This is a genomic window from Nocardia sp. NPDC088792 (genome assembly GCF_044750615.1).
Classification (GTDB): Bacteria; Actinomycetota; Actinomycetes; order Mycobacteriales; family Mycobacteriaceae; genus Nocardia.
Genome location: NZ_JBIVKC010000004.1, coordinates 1,027,552 through 1,042,366, shown reverse-complemented (window position 1 = coordinate 1,042,366; position 14,815 = coordinate 1,027,552). Strand labels below are relative to the sequence as shown.

At 64.0% G+C, this 14,815-nt stretch carries 14 protein-coding genes and 1 pseudogene; 11 read left to right on the top strand and 4 right to left on the bottom strand.

Translation table 11 applies throughout. From position 1 onward, the window contains the following. Positions 1-36: 36 nt before the first annotated feature. The gene (asnB, locus tag ACIP5Y_RS31630) at positions 37-2,235 is read right to left on the bottom strand and encodes an asparagine synthase (glutamine-hydrolyzing) (RefSeq protein WP_400355631.1); all 2,199 of its coding nucleotides are present in this window, start codon (positions 2,233-2,235) and stop codon (positions 37-39) included. A gap of 359 nt (positions 2,236-2,594) precedes the next feature. Here asnB and ACIP5Y_RS31625 point away from each other — a divergent pair, with 359 nt between their 5' ends. The 5 genes from ACIP5Y_RS31625 (at position 2,595) to ACIP5Y_RS31605 (ending at position 7,460) form a co-directional block, all read left to right on the top strand. Beyond that, positions 2,595-3,077 carry a CYTH domain-containing protein gene (locus tag ACIP5Y_RS31625; RefSeq protein ID WP_400355629.1) on the top strand — a complete coding sequence of 161 codons (483 nt, stop codon included), beginning with the start codon at positions 2,595-2,597 and terminating at the stop codon, positions 3,075-3,077. Between the two features lie 72 nt (positions 3,078-3,149). After that, the gene (locus ACIP5Y_RS31620; RefSeq protein WP_400355627.1) at positions 3,150-4,601 is read left to right on the top strand and encodes a serine hydrolase domain-containing protein; all 1,452 of its coding nucleotides are present in this window, start codon (positions 3,150-3,152) and stop codon (positions 4,599-4,601) included. Between the two features lie 256 nt (positions 4,602-4,857). Beyond that, on the top strand, positions 4,858-5,658 hold the full coding sequence (locus tag ACIP5Y_RS31615) for a hypothetical protein (protein WP_400355625.1): 801 nt from the start codon (positions 4,858-4,860) through the stop codon (positions 5,656-5,658). Then, positions 5,655-6,296 carry a class F sortase gene (locus ACIP5Y_RS31610; protein WP_400355623.1) on the top strand — a complete coding sequence of 214 codons (642 nt, stop codon included), beginning with the start codon at positions 5,655-5,657 and terminating at the stop codon, positions 6,294-6,296. Before ACIP5Y_RS31615 ends, ACIP5Y_RS31610 begins: the two co-directional genes overlap by 4 nt. Before the next feature lie 327 nt (positions 6,297-6,623). Beyond that, entirely contained in the window at positions 6,624-7,460 is an 837-nt protein-coding gene (locus ACIP5Y_RS31605; protein WP_400355621.1) for a DUF5753 domain-containing protein, read from the top strand. Positions 7,461-7,495: 35 nt separating this feature from the next. Here ACIP5Y_RS31605 and ACIP5Y_RS31600 read toward each other — a convergent pair whose 3' ends face one another. The 3 genes from ACIP5Y_RS31600 to ACIP5Y_RS31590 all read right to left on the bottom strand — a co-directional run bounded on the left by ACIP5Y_RS31600 (position 7,496) and on the right by ACIP5Y_RS31590 (position 10,047). After that, a complete protein-coding gene (locus ACIP5Y_RS31600) occupies positions 7,496-8,440 on the bottom strand; it encodes a zinc-binding alcohol dehydrogenase family protein (RefSeq protein ID WP_400355619.1) in 945 nt (314 codons plus the stop codon). Positions 8,441-8,463: 23 nt separating this feature from the next. Next, positions 8,464-8,730 (bottom strand): hypothetical protein, encoded by a 267-nt coding sequence (locus ACIP5Y_RS31595; RefSeq protein ID WP_400355617.1) that lies wholly within the window; start codon positions 8,728-8,730, stop codon positions 8,464-8,466. A 156-nt stretch (positions 8,731-8,886) separates the two neighbouring features. After that, positions 8,887-10,047: a lipase family protein gene (locus ACIP5Y_RS31590; protein ID WP_400355886.1), complete on the bottom strand. Its 1,161-nt coding sequence runs from the start codon at positions 10,045-10,047 to the stop codon at positions 8,887-8,889. A gap of 517 nt (positions 10,048-10,564) precedes the next feature. Here ACIP5Y_RS31590 and ACIP5Y_RS31585 point away from each other — a divergent pair. The 6 genes and pseudogenes from ACIP5Y_RS31585 (at position 10,565) to ACIP5Y_RS31560 (ending at position 14,798) form a co-directional block, all read left to right on the top strand. Then, complete coding sequence (locus tag ACIP5Y_RS31585) at positions 10,565-11,476, top strand: sensor histidine kinase (protein WP_400355615.1); 912 nt, start codon at positions 10,565-10,567, stop codon at positions 11,474-11,476. Continuing rightward, positions 11,473-12,123, top strand: coding sequence for a response regulator (locus tag ACIP5Y_RS31580; RefSeq protein WP_400355613.1), 651 nt, complete (start codon positions 11,473-11,475; stop codon positions 12,121-12,123). The genes ACIP5Y_RS31585 and ACIP5Y_RS31580 overlap by 4 nt, the downstream gene beginning before the upstream one ends. A 358-nt stretch (positions 12,124-12,481) precedes the next feature. Beyond that, a pseudogene (locus tag ACIP5Y_RS31575) lies at positions 12,482-12,640 on the top strand (ketol-acid reductoisomerase); the annotation flags it as partial. 137 nt (positions 12,641-12,777) lie between these two features. Then, positions 12,778-13,224 carry a cupin domain-containing protein gene (locus tag ACIP5Y_RS31570; protein ID WP_400355611.1) on the top strand — a complete coding sequence of 149 codons (447 nt, stop codon included), beginning with the start codon at positions 12,778-12,780 and terminating at the stop codon, positions 13,222-13,224. Positions 13,225-13,240: 16 nt separating this feature from the next. Next, positions 13,241-14,008, top strand: coding sequence for an ABC transporter ATP-binding protein (locus ACIP5Y_RS31565; protein ID WP_400355609.1), 768 nt, complete (start codon positions 13,241-13,243; stop codon positions 14,006-14,008). Beyond that, complete coding sequence (locus ACIP5Y_RS31560; RefSeq protein WP_400355607.1) at positions 13,989-14,798, top strand: ABC transporter permease; 810 nt, start codon at positions 13,989-13,991, stop codon at positions 14,796-14,798. The genes ACIP5Y_RS31565 and ACIP5Y_RS31560 overlap by 20 nt, the downstream gene beginning before the upstream one ends. The last annotated feature ends 17 nt before the right edge of the window (positions 14,799-14,815 follow it).

Sequence of the window (14,815 nt, the reverse complement as noted above, 5' to 3'; positions counted from 1 at the left end):
ATGCCGAGTGCGAATGGGCTTGCGAGGCAGGACGCCTCAGCGTGTGGGAGCGGCCTCGCTCGTGACATCGGTGAGCAGGCCGATCTCCAGTGATTCCGCCAGCAGTGGCTGTAGTGGTGGCAGGTCGCAGCCGACGGCCGCGGCCACGTCGGCGAGGCTCCGCTGACCGTCGAGTTCGCGCAGCAGGCGCAGCCAGTCCAGGTGGGTGAGGTGGTCGATGACGAACACCAGTGTGCCGTCGACCGCGACATAGGAGGTGTTGCGGCCCTGTGCGTCGTCGAGGATCAGGACGTCCGGGGCGACCGCGAGCACGGTGGTGGAGTCGAGGGGGTGTTGCGGGAACAGGTCGCGGACCTCGGTGGCTTCGAAATCGGTGACGGCGATCTCGTAGGGCGCGGGTCCGGGTGCCGGCCGGGTGGCGGGGACCGAGACCGTCATCAGGTCGAGCAGCCCGAGATTGATCACGCGCAGCAGCAGTTGGACGTGCGCTGAGCCCTGGGCCGCTTCCAGCCGGCGCAGCGTGCCCCGGATGTTCCCGGCATCGAGATAGTGGGCCGCGCGCGGTGACGAGAGCGCCTCTTCGATGAGTGCGTCGCCGTGCTGGGCGAGCATGCGGGTGAAGGTCCGGTGCGTGTGCCGCACTCCCTCGCCCTCGTAGAAGGCGAGTTTGGGCCGGTCGAGGACCTCTGCCGGCAGGATGTGCTGCACGGCTTCCCGGATGATCCGCTTGTCCCAGAAGAGCCGCTTGCGGTAGGCGCGTGGCACGGTGGCGAGTAGCTCGACGATGCGGTGGTCGAGGAACGGCACCCGGGCTTCCACCCCGTTCCCGGACGCGGTCCGATCCTCGGCCCAGAGGTTGTACTGCTGCATTTCGCGGAACTTCCACGCGAAGTAGGACCGGTAGGGGTCGTCCATCGCGCTGGGCGCGTAGACGTCTATTGCGTTGTCGCTCAACAGCGGTAGGTCGGCGTCTTCCCACCAGCTGGCGACGGAGGTTCGGGTGCCGAGGGCCTTGCGGCGGGCGAGGGTGTTCAGGTTGGCGAGGAAGTCGTCCCAGTCACCGCCGCCGGCCAGGCCGACGCTGTAGCCGCCGGTGAATTCGTCTGCGCCGGAGCCCAGCAGGATCGCTTTGAGTTCGGGGCGTTCCGTGCGCGCGAATCGATACAGCTCACTTTTGTAGAACTGTTCGGGTCCGCATTGTGGCGTTTCCATCAACCACAGCAACCGTTTCCATTCCTCCGTGGAGGGAATGCGGTCGGCGGGGAATGCCACCTGGTGGTTGGGTAGGCCCAGGGCAGCCGCGGTGCGATGGGCGTACGGTGCGTCCTTGTTGACCACGGTGCTGCCGGTCAAGGCGCTGAAGGTGTGCAGTCCGGTGTGGGCGGACATGGCCGCGACGGCGGCCGAATCGATTCCGCCGCTGAGGAAGACGCCGATCTCGGCGTCGGCGACCAGGCATTCCTGAACGGAGGACGACAGCAGATCGCCGAGGGTCTGAACGAAGTAGCTTTCGGGGACCTGATCCGGGTCGACCGGGGCGGGCAGTTGCCAGTAGCGGTGCTCGCGGGTGGTGCCGTCGCACAGGCTCACGGTGCGGATCGTGCCGGCGGGGATGTGCTCCACATGCTTGAACCAGGTGATGGGTTCGCCGTCGACCATGGTGAGCGCGGCGCTGAGGCCCTGTTCGGCCAGTGCCAGCGACCAATCCAGTTCACGTGGACAGTCCGGATGGGCGAAGAGGGCCTTGATCTCCGAGGCGAACAGGATCGTGTCGCGCGAGCGATTGATGAACAGCGGCTTGATTCCGAGCCGGTCCCGGGCCAGGAGTAGCCGCTGCTCGCGGAGATCGATGACCGCGATGCCGAACATGCCGCGCACGTCGTCGAGGAAATCCAGGCCCTTCTCCAAATAGAGATGGAGCAGGACTTCGCAGTCGGATTCACTGCGGAACTTGGCTTTCGCCCCCAGGCTCTTGGCGAGTTCCCGATAGTTGTAGATCTCGCCGTTGGCGGCCAGGATCACCTGGCCGTCGTCGCTGATGAACGGTTGTCTGCCACCCTCGGGGTCGATCAGCGCGAGCCGGGTGAAGGACATGCTGGCCTGCCCGGCGTGATGGAATTGCATGTCGTCGGGGCCGCGCGGGCGCAATGCCTTGGCCATATCGCGCAGAATTCGGTCGGATGTCTCCGCGAGGGAACTTCCGTCGGTACGGGCAAATCCGGCAATTCCACACATATCGATTCCGATTCTCGCGCGGGTCCTGGTGCAGTGAAATGCAACGTGCCACGCTTCTTGCACGCAAGAAGCGTGGCACGTCCTACGGCTACTGTTTAGAGAACAGCGCCGATGAGAGCCGCCTGATCGACCTTCACGGCGGTGGGCTTGGTGTAAACCTTCATTTCTTTCACCTCCCGGTGGAATAGTTGCCGACTCTTGCTGTGACTACATTCCCTCGGCCCGGTGGTGCGACGGTGGCGTGCCGGTGGCACGGCCGTGGTTTCCTCTCTCGGGTCGGTCGACCCCCTGCCGAATGCGCCACCGACAGTTCACGATTGACGTCGTCCGACCCACGCAGCACCGAAGGAGCCATGAGGATGAGTACGGAAATCGAACGTCGCTTCATCGTGCGCGACGGCTTTCCGCAGGAGCGGGTCATCGAGACGGAGCGGATCAGGCAGGGCTATCTGCCACTCGCCTCGGCGGACAGTGAGGTGCGGGTCCGGCAGCGTGGTGACCGGAAGTTCATGACGGTGAAGTCCGGCTCCGGCCTGGTCCGGATCGAGCACGAGGAACCGATCTCCCCGGCTCTCTTCGACGCCTTGTGGCCCCTGACCGAATCGAGGTATGTCGTCAAAGAACGCCATCTGGTCCCCTTGCCCGGGAACCGCCTGGCCGAGGTCGATGTCTTCGAAGGCCGCCTCACCGGTCTGGTCACGGTGGAGGTCGAGTTCGAAACAACCGAAGCCGCACATGATTTCGTCGTGCCCGCCTGGTTCGGACCGGAGACCACCCACGATCCTCGCTATCAGAATCGGTCGCTGTCGCAGCTCTCCAATCTCACGGAACTACGGTTGTAAGCCCGTTGAAATCGGCTTCTGTCAGGTTGGTGTCGGGTCCGGTCGACTCCCGGCAATCGTGAGAGAAGCAGCATGTGCACAGGTATCAGAGTTGCGGCGGCGCGGACGGGGCTGGTGCTGGCTGTGGTCGCGGCACTGCTCACCGCCTGCGGGCACGGTAGCGCGACCGGGCCGGCGGCGATGTCGGCGCAGCTGTCCGGCCGCATCGACGCGATCGTCACCGCACACAAGAACGCGGGCTTGCTGCCGGCGGTGTCCGTTGCGGTCGTCGACCCGGTGCGCGGCCGGTACATCCACGCCTACGGCAGTGCCGATCTCGCCACCGGTCGTGCGGCGGGCGTCGGTGACCATTTCCGGATCGGCAGTGTCGCAACGACTTTCATTGCCACCGCGGTCCTGCGGCTGGCCGACGCGGGCAGGTTGTCGCTCGACGATCCGGTGGCTCGCTATATCGCCGATGTCCCGCGCGGTGACACCATGACGGTCCGGGATCTGCTCGGCGCACGCAGCGGGGTCTACGACTTCCTCGATGCGCCCGAAACCCTTGCGGCACAGTACACCGGCGATTCCGGGTGGAACGATCAGCAGACGATTCGCGCCATTGCCGCGCACCCCGCCAAAGCCGCCGCGCCCCGCACCGGCACCGCATACTCCAATTCCGAACCTGTCCTGCTCGGGTCGATACTGGAGAAGGTCACCGGCAAATCGGTCGATAATGCCATCGGCGACATCGTCACCGGCGACGGCCTGCGCGATACGACGACACTGCCCGACCGCGGTACCGCACTTCCCGCGCCGGCCCTGCACGGCTACGCCTACCCCAGGGACACCCCGGTCGATCTCACCGCGCAACTGACCGCACCGCTTTTCGAGGCCGCCGGAACCATGCAGTCCACGATCACCGACCTGGCTCGATACGCGCCACTGCTGGCACACGGCAACCTGCTGAATCCGCAGACCGCGCAGGCGCGAACGCAATTCACGGATCTGTCCCAACCGCGGGAACGCCAACTCGAACCGCACGAGCAGTACGGCCTCGGGCTGATGCGGACCGGTCAATGGATCGGATTCGACAGCACCGTCTCCGGCCGTCTCACCGACCTCGGCTACACCACGACAATCGGTTACCTTCCCGACCGCGACGCCACGGTCGTCGTGACCACGAACCTCGGCGCCTCCCCGCCGGGCATCACCGCCGCCACCTTGTGGGCGGACATTGTGCATGCCTTGTATCCGGGCACTCTCCCCGACTCCGACACCGCTCCCACGATGCCGGTCCCCACGGCAGCCGATCTCGACGTCCAACTGAGCCGAGCTCTCGACCCGACCCGACCCGCGGCCGCGAAATCGCTCCGGGTCGAGGGATCCGACGCCGATCCGGACCTGATCACCCGAGTCGCGCAGGCCTATCACGATACGTTCGCCACGACCATCCGTGTGGTCGCGACCACCGAATTACGTCCCGGAGTCATGGTGGCGACAACGACCAAACCTCGCATGGCACAGGAACCGTCGCCGCGCTGATCGTCCCGTTCACGGTGCACGACCGCGCCTGGCAACTCACCCGGCGGTGGGCCTGCGCGGCAATCCGAACGGCCGGACTCACCTCACCCGCCTGCACGTAGAAATATCCTTGATACTGGACGTTTGAATAGTTCCCCGATAGTGGCGCGTTTTGTAACGCGCGGCCTGAGAGATTCGACAAGAGGGCGATCGGTTTGAACGCTCGGAAGTGAAATCGCACATGTCGGCAAGAACTTTCTCCGCTGTAGTGGTCTTCGTGGCCGCAGCTGCTCTCTGCGCGCCGGTGGCCGCCGCGGATCCCACCACCACGACGGCACCCGCCCCGGGGATCAAAGTCGGTGGCGGCCTGGACGTGGGCGTAGGCGGCAACGGGTCCATCAATGTCGGCGGCGGACTGACCGGGGGCGTCGGAGTGCCGGGCCAGCCGGGCGGGGGGCTCGGGCTCGGAGGTAATGCCGGCGTGTCGATTTCGCCGAGTGTGCCTACGCTGCCGAGCGTGCCCGCTGTGCCGAGCGTGCCCGCTCCGCCGACTCTGCCCGCTCCGCCGAGCGTGACCGTGGGAGGTAATACCGGGGGCGGTGTCCAGGCCGGTGGTGACGGAAACCTCGGCGGGGGCGTGCAGGCCGGTGGTACCGGTGGCCTCGGCGTGCAGGCGGGCGGTGACGGAAATCTCGGTGGCGGTGTGCAAGCCGGTGGAAATGGAAACCTCGGGGGAGGTGTCCAGCCCGGCGGCAACGGAGGTCTCGGCGGCGGCGTGCAGGCCGGTGGCAACGGGGATGTCGGCGGTGGCCTCGGCGTACAGGCCGGTGGCACTGGGGATCTCGGTGCCGGTGTGCAAGCCGGCGGATTGGGCGGCGTCGATCTGACCACTGCCGCGGGAGCCGCCGCGGCCGGTGCGGACACGGTGAACGGCATGGCCATTCCGGCCGACGCGACCACGGGTATCGCCGGTGGCCCGGCGGTGACCGATCAGGTTCCGGCGGGCGGCTACGTGATTCCGAAGGGCGCGCCCGACACCGGCGCCGGCGGCATGGCCCACCAGGTGAGCGCACCGTGAGCACCGTGGATAGCACGTTGGGTACGCTGAAATACCGTCGGCCACTGCGTGTTTCGCTCGTCGCCGTGATGGCGATCAGCATGGCGCTGCTCGCCGGCTGTGGATCTTCACACACCGCCGCCGCGACGCCGAAAACCAGTGCCGCGCCCGCGCCTGCGGGCGGTGTGAAAACCGCGGCGCCGATCACCCGGTCGACTCCGACGTCGTTCGATATCGCCTCGATCAAGGCTTCCGGTTCGCTGATCGCGGTGGGGCTCAATGCCGATGGTTCGGTGCAGGTACCGGCCGACTATCAGCAAGCCGGCTGGTACCAGAAGGGTCCCGCGCCGGGCGAGCAGGGTTCCGCGGTCATTCTGGGCCACGTCGACTCCTACAAGGGTGTCGGTGTCTTCTTCTACCTGAAGAAGGTCAAGCCGGGTGACATGATCGACGTGACCCGCGCCGACGGAAAGACCGCACACTTCAAGGTCACCGACGTCCGGATGTACGACAAGACCCAGTTTCCCGACCAGCTGGTCTTCGGTGCCCGTGGCGGCTCGACCCTGCAAATAGTCACCTGTGGTGGCGATTTCGATCAGAACACCAAGAGCTACTTGTCCAACGTCGTCGTCTTCTCCTCGCTCGATTCGGTGACCTAGACACTCTCGCGGTCGCCGGGCGAGATATGTGGTGGTGCCCGCTGTGGCAGTGGCGGAGGTCGAGTGCGATTAGGTCTGCTAACCAAATATCTCGGCGAATATTGATGTACTGCAACAGCTTTCATGTGACTGTTCTTGCATCTGTAAGTGCATCTCGCCTACCATTTCATGGTGGGGAGGAACTCTGAACAACGAGTTTCACATGGTGGAGCTCGTGGCGGTTGCGGCGCTGGACTGCGGGGTCTGTTCGCTGCCGATCTTGCCGAATTATGGGAAGCTGCCGGTAATCCGACACTGGATCGTGTTGCCGGGGGAGCGACGGCTCGGATGCGGGCGGCCAGCGCCAAGGGCACCGGTCGCAGGGTTTCGGTACAGCGGATCAGCGACTGGCGGGCGGGGCGGAACGTGCCGGCGAGTTTCGAGTCGCTGGTGCCGGTGCTTCTGACGCTGATCGAGCTGGCCGGATCGAGGCTCGAGGTATCGCGAGGTTTGTCCAATCTCGGGGCGTGGCATCGACTGTGGAAAGGTGCTCGCGCGGAAGTCGATTCGGTCAGGTCGAGTGCGCAATCATCGCCCCATCGTCTGCGCCGCGAAGCGCTGTCGCCATTATCCGAAACCGGTCTTCGGCTCGAGGCCACGGCGACGATGATCCGGGCCTTCGAGTGCCTGCTGGTTCCGGAGCTGCTGCAAACCGATGACTATGCCCGTGCGATCGTCACCCTCGGGTACTGGAACCGTGCCGAGCAAATGCGGAGGGCGGAGTTGCGCCGCAGGCGCCGGGAGATCCTCGGCCCATGTGGCGGACCTACGGTGTGGGCGGTGCTGGACGAGGCGGTTCTGCATCGGCCGGTCGGCGGGCCGCACGTGCTACGTACCCAACTCGAGCATCTGGTGGAAATCTCGAGTCGGCCGAACGTGATAATCCAGGTCCTGCCGTTCTTGGCCAGTGGCTATGCGGCCGTGGGCACTTCGTTCACCATGCTCCGATTCGCCGGACACGCACTCCCCGATATCGTGTGCCTGCCCCAGTTGACCGGCGCGGCCTACCTGGATCGCCCCGACGAACTCGACCCCTACCGCCGGGCCATGGACCGCCTGGCCCTACAGGCCGACCCGCAGGATCGCTCCCGGGCACGCCTGATCGCCGCGGCCACTGAACTGTAACGGAGCGCCCGCATTTACCAGACTGCGGATCGCGCTTACATGGTGACGGCGAGAGTTCCCCTGATCGAGCCATCGGTGCGGGCGGTGAGGGCGGTGTTGAGGTCGGTGAAGGGGTAGGTCGTGGTGTTCAGCTCGAGGGTGCCGTCGCCGAGTTCGGTCAGCAGCGCATGGAACACGGCGTCAGGAACCTTGCGGCGCACCATGTTCATCGGCAGCAAGCTGACATCGGCGGCGAGGAGCGTGGGCAGATCCAGTGCCAGAGTCCTGCCGCCCACATACCCGATCATGACGACTCGGCCACCGGGGTTGATGGCGGGCAGCACAGTAGGGACGGTGTCACCGCCGACGGTATCCAAGACCACGTCGAGGCCACCCTGCTCCCGCATCCGTGCCACCGCGTCGGTGCTGTCCATGAGGATCTCGGCCGCCGCGGCAGGAACGGCGGCGGCCTCGATCTCGTTGCGTACCAGGGCGATGATGTGACCGCCCGCGCGAGCGGCGAGTTGTACGGTCATCGAACCGACGCCACCCGCCGCCCCGGTGACCAGGACTCGTTCGCCGGGCCGGACGTCGCCCACGGGCGTGGCGGCGGCCCACGCGGTCGTCATCGGCGAGTAACAGGTCGCCGCCAGGGCGGCGTCCACGCTCTCGGGGATCACCCGCAAGGCGGCCGTCGGCACGGTGGCGTGCTGAGTCCAGGTACCGGGCCGTTCCAATCCGACGCCGGAACCGCGGATCAGCACGCGGCGCCCGATCATTGCGGCGTTCCCGGCGAGAACCTTGCCGACGCCCGCCGTGCCGGGTGTGAACGGCAGCGAGGGCCGGTAGGAGAAGGTGCCCGACATCAGGGTCAGGTCGAGATGGGTGACGGCGGCCGCCTCCATCGCGACAATGGCCATCCCGTCGGGCGCCTCGCTCGCGGGTGCGGTTTCCTCCAGGGTGACGGTCGTGCCCCAGGTAGTCAGACGGGATGCCAGCACGATGCCTGCTTCCGGCCGCATCGCTAACCGGCGCTGCCGGTCGATGCGGGGCCCCGGCTGTGTTCGGCTTCCTTGTGTGCGTCGAGGTAGAGGTCGAAGGCACCCTTGGTGAACGAGCAGCGGAAGTCTTCGGCATAGCCCCGGTTGAGGTTGTCGTATCCGGCAGCCGCGCAATCGTCGTAGGTCCTGTACGAAAGGCCGGTGTCGTAGAACTCCGCATGCGCCACAGCTGTGCCCAAGCCGGTGGCGGCAATGATCAGGGCGGACACCACAATTGATTTCCTGGTCACGATGAATATCGCTTTCTCTCGAATGATTCGCCTGATGTGACTGTCTCAGAACGCCGCCTCCCGATCTTGTGCGCGAGATCAGAAGGTGAGCCGCCTGTTTGTCGATTACGACAACGCGCTGGCAGCGCCGCGTGAAAGCGGCACGGCGAGTCGTCATCAGCAGCTGGTAGGAACCGGGTCTCCGCGGAACCTGGATTCCACGTAGTTCCAGGCGTCACCGAACCCGGCGACAGCGGTGGTCATGTGCTCGGCGATATCGAAGGGCCGGAACGTCAGTGGTACGCCGGCTTTGCAGTAGCGGTCGGCGACCTCGGCGACGGGTTCGAACAGCGCGAGGTTGTCGGAGCGGCCGTGCCAGAAATAGGTGGGCGCGGTCGGTGTTTCGGGGAGGTAGCGCAGGCTGTTCTCGCGGAGAACGGCGTGCGCTGCGGGGCTGTCGAGCAAGCTCTTGGACGCTGCCATCTGTTCCGCACTGCGGAATGCGCCGTCTACTAACAGCGATCGGCGGCACGCGTTTCGGGTGAGTTCGCGGAACCGCAACCCGTCACTGTTCAGCTGGTCCGAAACAGGCAGGCGCTCAGGGTATTCGCGTTCCAGGCCCATTGCCGCCGCGAAGGCGAGACCGAATCCCGGGTGGGGAGCGAATCCCAGCCCCAGGGCCATTTCTTCCAGGTCGGCCGGGATGCCGCCGGCTACCACCGCGGTGAGCGGCACGTCGGGCGCATAGCCGGGTTGCAGTGCGCCGGCCCAGGCCGAGGCCATGCCGCCGCCGGAGTAGCCGGCCAGGGCCACAGGTGAATTCGAGAGCCCGAGTTCCGCTGCCTTGCGGACGGCGCGGACACTGTCGAGAGTGATCATGCCGCTGAGCTCGGCCGCACCGTATGCGACGGTGGGTCCCAGGTAGTCGGGAATCGAGATAGCCCAGCCGCGCCCGATGGGAAGCATCGCGCCCGGCGCGTCCTGCAGCTCGCCGTTGAACAGTGACCGTGACGGATTGCACTGAGTGCCCAGGGAATTGATGAGTGCCTGATACGACACCAGCGGCGGATTGCGCACGCCTACCGGAAGCAGGACGGTGGTCACGCCGATGATCGGGTTCCTTGCCGAATTCGTACTGCGAAAAGCGATCTGCCAGGCTTCCGTGCCGACATAGGGGCCGGAGTCGATCTTGCGGGTCCGGATGACATCACCCGGACTTATCCCGGCCAGCTCCGCGGGCGCGTGGTAGAAGGGATCGGGATCCGGTGTCGGATACAGCGGTTGGGCCGAAGCCGGCGTACCGAACAGTCCGGCGGAGAGGATGCTCGAGGCCAGGATGACAGTCTTGGCGGAGAGTTCGAACAACGACTTTCCATTGATTTCGGTTGTCCCGCCCCGCAAGAACAGATCCGCTCTGGACCGATCTGGATACACCCGAGTGGGCAGCCGAACTTTCTGCCACGCTGCGAGGGCGAACTCGCAGGCTCCTGTGCAATCACACTAATGGAAATCTGGAGCATAGCCGACCCGATTAGCGATCGGTCCACGGTCTCCCGTATATGGGTGTCATAGCAACCTTTACCTTCCTCTAACCTTCATGAACTCCGACTTTGCTGCCGTGTTGCCGGATTGTGTCCGGGCGTGATATAACGCATCAGTGCGTGAATGCCGTTTGCGCATCTCGGGCATGTCGGTCTTATGAATATGAGGATTCAGTGTGGTAGGGGCTCTCAACTCGGATCTCGCTCATGAGTTGATGAGACGACAAGATGGGATCGTTCTCCGATACGGGCGAGCGCTGGAAGATGGCGGCAACCCATTGTTCTCCGATGGCTCGCTGTGGGCCGAGTGCGCTGTGTCCGTCGTCCTGGACTGTGTGAACTCGCTGGACGTCGGACTGCCGGTTTCGGTGCGCGACGACGGCGTACTCTTCAAGGAACGGGACGAGGTCCGGTCGAATTCGGGAAGTCGACTGGGCTCCTCCGTGCAGGCGGCCACGCTGCTCTACGAGATCATTGTCGAAGAATTGTATGAGATCGATGAATCATCGCCGATCCACTCGGCCGAATGGAATGCCGTCCTGGTCGCACTCGGGCGTAGCATGTTCCTGCGCCTGGAAGCCGGAGTGAATGCATACGATTCGTTCCTGCTGAACCAGATCGGGGAGCTGTACGATTCCGTGCGCAGTCGATTGGCGCGTGATCTGCATGATCGACTGGGAAGTTCTCTCAGTGTCTCCATGCGGCAACTGGAAACATATGTCAGAACCGGCGATGCCGATTGTCTCGAAATACGATCGGTGATCGGGACCCTGTCGGAGGCGATCGTCCAGATATCCGATTTGATAACGGATCTTCGACTGCGCGAGGACGGCCAGAGTCTGCGCAGTGCACTCGGTGCATTCGTAGCCGTCATGGGATCGCCGCCGCCGGAGATCGAGATCGATGTCAACGGCCCGGAACAATGGGTGGGCCGCGGAGTTCTCGACGAGATCTTCCTGATTCTCCGGGAGTGCCTGCGGAACGTGTACTCGCACGCCTGCGCGCGACGAGCGATCGTCACCGTCGACATCACACCCCGCGAGATAGTCGCCTTGGTGGCCGACGACGGAATCGGATTCGAGCTGTCGAAGACCCGGCGCAGCAACGGCTTGCAGTCGATGGTGGAGCGAGCAGAGATTTTATCCGGATCGGTCACTGTCGACTCGGCGCCGAACCGGGGGACCCGCATCCATATCAGAGTGCCGATCCGGCCGGTATTCGGATGAAGTTGTCGAACCCCATTTCGGTCGTCGTCGTCGACGATCACACATTGTTGAGAGTTGCGCTCTGTAATATGCTGCGCGCGGAGGAAGATATCGATGTAGTAGCCGATGTCGGCGATGGATGGGCCTGCATCGCGACTGCGGCTCGACTATTGCCGGATGTGATTATTCTCGATATCGAGATTCCCGGTGACGATGTGCGGACTACACTACGGCGATTAGCTGAAGTCAGTCCGGACTCCAGAATTCTGATTCTCAGTATGCATCAGGACATCGATCTCATCCGGGAACTATCCAATTCGGGGATTGCGGGCTATCTGCACAAGAGTGCGAGCGGGGAATCTCTGGTTGCTGCAATCCGCGGTGCCGGTGTCGGTCCTCGCGATCCTGTCATGGTTGTTTCTGCAGGGGAATTACACATCTTCTCGCAGGAATGCAATCCTGGTCTCACCGGTCGTGAGATCGAGGTGATCGACCATGTTGCGGATGCGCTGAGTAATCGCCAGATCGCTTCACAACTCGGTATTTCGGAGAGTACCGTCAAGCGGCACCTGGGTAGGATCTTCGAGAAATTAGGCGCGGTCTCGCGGCTGGATGCGGTGAACCGGGCGGTAGCGGCTAAAGTCATCAAACCGCGTATGGGCCCGTAGGATACCAGGCCACTTGAAGCTTCCATATGGAACTTTAGACCCATCGGCTTGACCCATTGGTCGGCTGTCGGTGCTGCTTTCGGCGAAATAGCCTCGATCTCGGTACAACGTTCGAGATGGTGGAGGTCTGATGACGATAGCTGCTGATGTTTCGAAAGATTCCGATTTCGATTCCCCAGCTGGGCGCAGCAGAGTATCGATGAGTCCGAGCGCGCACGGCGACTCGTGGCAGCCTGCCGCAATGACTGCCCGATGGCCTGGCGTGCCTTGATAGAGCAGTATTCACCATTGGTCTGGGCGATCATGCGCTCTTTCCGCCTGACCAATCATGATTGTGAAGATGTATTTCAATCGAGTTGGGCCAATATCGTTGCGCCTCGTCGCCAACGTCGAGGGCGGCAACAAGGAGCTCGAGGGTCTGCGTAAGGCCAACGCCGAGCATCCCATCGAGGTCACCGGCGCCAAGCTCCGCGGCCTGATGAGCTGGGTCGACCGCCCCATCACCGAAACCGCCTGACAGCGATGCGGAGTGTTCGGTGTTTCCGACATTGTCGGATATCGAGCATTGATTGCCGGCGGATTGCCTAGTTAGCGTCGAAAGCATGATTGTGTCATGTCGCCGGGCCGCTCGTATCAGGCCGGAAGAAATGGGAAATGGGTAATTTGCGAAATCTTTTACATGGAATTCTTGCCGGCACCGTCGTATTTGCCGGTTACGCCGCAATCGCTCCGGGCGGCGCGCAAGCGACGCCGGCGCGCGGCATCACGGGAACCACGCTCAGTGCGTTCACCAGCGGCAATACCGACTACGCCCTCCGTGAACTGACGATTGCGCCCGGCGGCGGCACGGGCTGGCACTTCCACGACGGGAATCTCTACGGGGTGGTCCGCAGCGGCACACTGACCCACTACGACTCGTCCTGCGCGGTGGACGGGACCTATGGGCCAGGAGCAACGATCGTGGAACCGAGCGGGCACGGATACATCCACATGGGCCGGAATGCCGGTCGAGAACCCGTGGTCCTCGACGTGCTCTACGTACTGCCCAGTGGCAGCCCGATGTTCGAGGATGCACCGAATCCGGGCTGCCCCTTTGATTGATCTGGATTCGTTGACCGTGTCTTATCCGAAGGCCGATGGCGATCATGTCGCCGTGTCCGGTCTCGATCTCACGATCGGAGCAGGAAAGTTCGTTTCCCTCGTCGGTCCCACCGGGTGTGGCAAATCGACCGTGCTGGATATCGTGGCGGGTTTGTCGACGCCCTCGGCCGGTGTGGTGCTCATCGACGGGCAGCCATTGCGGGGGCGTAATCATCGGGCCGGGTACTTGTTCCAGCGAGAACCTCTGCTGCCGTGGAAGACGGTGCTGGACAATGTGGCGTTCGGACTGCACTTGCGTCGCATGCGCAGAACGGACCGGGAAGCGCTGGCGCGCGACTGGATCGCGCGGGTAGGCCTGGCCGGCTTCGAAGACGCTTTCCCGCATCAACTTTCCGGCGGGATGCGCAAACGTGTCGCCATCGCGCAGACGTGGATCGTCGACCCGCAGATCCTGCTGATGGATGAGCCCTTCGCCGCGCTCGACGCACTGACCCGGCAGGCGATGCAGAACGAGCTGCTCACACTGTGGACCGGCACCGGTAAGACGGTGCTGTTCGTGACGCACGATCTCGACGAAGCCATCGCGCTGTCCGACGAAGTGGTGCTGATGTCGGCGGGGCCGGGTAGCCGGGTGGTCCGCCGCTATCGAGTGGACCTGCCACGGCCGCGCGACTCGTTCGCCATTCGGGCCTGCCCGGAGTATGCCGAGCTGTATCAAGCGATCTGGTCGGAACTACGAGATCAGGTCGAGAGGACCTTCGCCGATGTGCGCCAGACGCAATGACATTCGTGCGCGCACGGCCGTAATCCGGATCGCCCAACTGGGGCTCGGTGTCGCACTGATACTCGGCTGGGAACTGGCGGCCCGCTATGGGCTGATCGATGATTTCTTCTTCTCGCGGCCCAGCGATATCGCTGTTCGTCTCGCCGACTGGTTCGGTTCCGGTGCGATCTGGCGACATCTGAGCGTCACGATGACCGAGGCCGCGCTGGCGCTGTGCATCGGCGGCGCCGCCGGAATGATCGTCGGATTCTTCTTGGCCCGAACGCAATTCGCGGCAGCGGTGCTCGAGCCGTACGTGCGTATGGGCAACGCGTTGCCGCGGGTGGTGCTCGCGCCGATCTTCTTGCTCTGGTTCGGGCTCGGCATCTGGTCGAAGGTCGCACTCGGTGTTTCGCTGGTCTTCTTCATCGTCTTCTTCAACACCTACCAGGGTGTGCGAGAGGTCGACCGGGTGCTCGTCGACAATGCGCGCATGCTCGGCGCGAGTGAGCGTCAACTGCTCCGGCATGTGCTGTTGCCCAGCGCACTCACCTGGATCCTGGCCAGCCTGCATCTCAGTGTCGGCTTCGCGTTGATCGGTGCTGTGATCGGCGAGTACCTGGGCGCTTCCCGCGGTGTGGGCTACTTGATCTCGCAGGCCGAAGGGACATTCGACACCACGGGCGTCTTCGCGGGCATGACGGTGTTGTGCGTGGTCGTGGTCGTGGTGGATATCGCCATCAATCGCGTCGAGCGCTACCTACTCCGCTGGAAGTCATTCCACGGCACAGCAATTACGAAAGGAAGATAGGCCATGGGAAGGCAGAG

Coding starts and splice junctions, on each gene's coding strand:
- asnB (WP_400355631.1), bottom strand. CDS start 2,235: ATGTGTGGAATTGCCGGATTTGCCCGTACCGACGGAAGTTCCCTCGCG.
- ACIP5Y_RS31625 (WP_400355629.1), top strand. CDS start 2,595: ATGAGTACGGAAATCGAACGTCGCTTCATCGTGCGCGACGGCTTTCCG.
- ACIP5Y_RS31620 (WP_400355627.1), top strand. CDS start 3,150: ATGTGCACAGGTATCAGAGTTGCGGCGGCGCGGACGGGGCTGGTGCTG.
- ACIP5Y_RS31605 (WP_400355621.1), top strand. CDS start 6,624: ATGCGGGCGGCCAGCGCCAAGGGCACCGGTCGCAGGGTTTCGGTACAG.
- ACIP5Y_RS31580 (WP_400355613.1), top strand. CDS start 11,473: ATGAAGTTGTCGAACCCCATTTCGGTCGTCGTCGTCGACGATCACACA.
- ACIP5Y_RS31570 (WP_400355611.1), top strand. CDS start 12,778: ATGGGTAATTTGCGAAATCTTTTACATGGAATTCTTGCCGGCACCGTC.
- ACIP5Y_RS31560 (WP_400355607.1), top strand. CDS start 13,989: ATGTGCGCCAGACGCAATGACATTCGTGCGCGCACGGCCGTAATCCGG.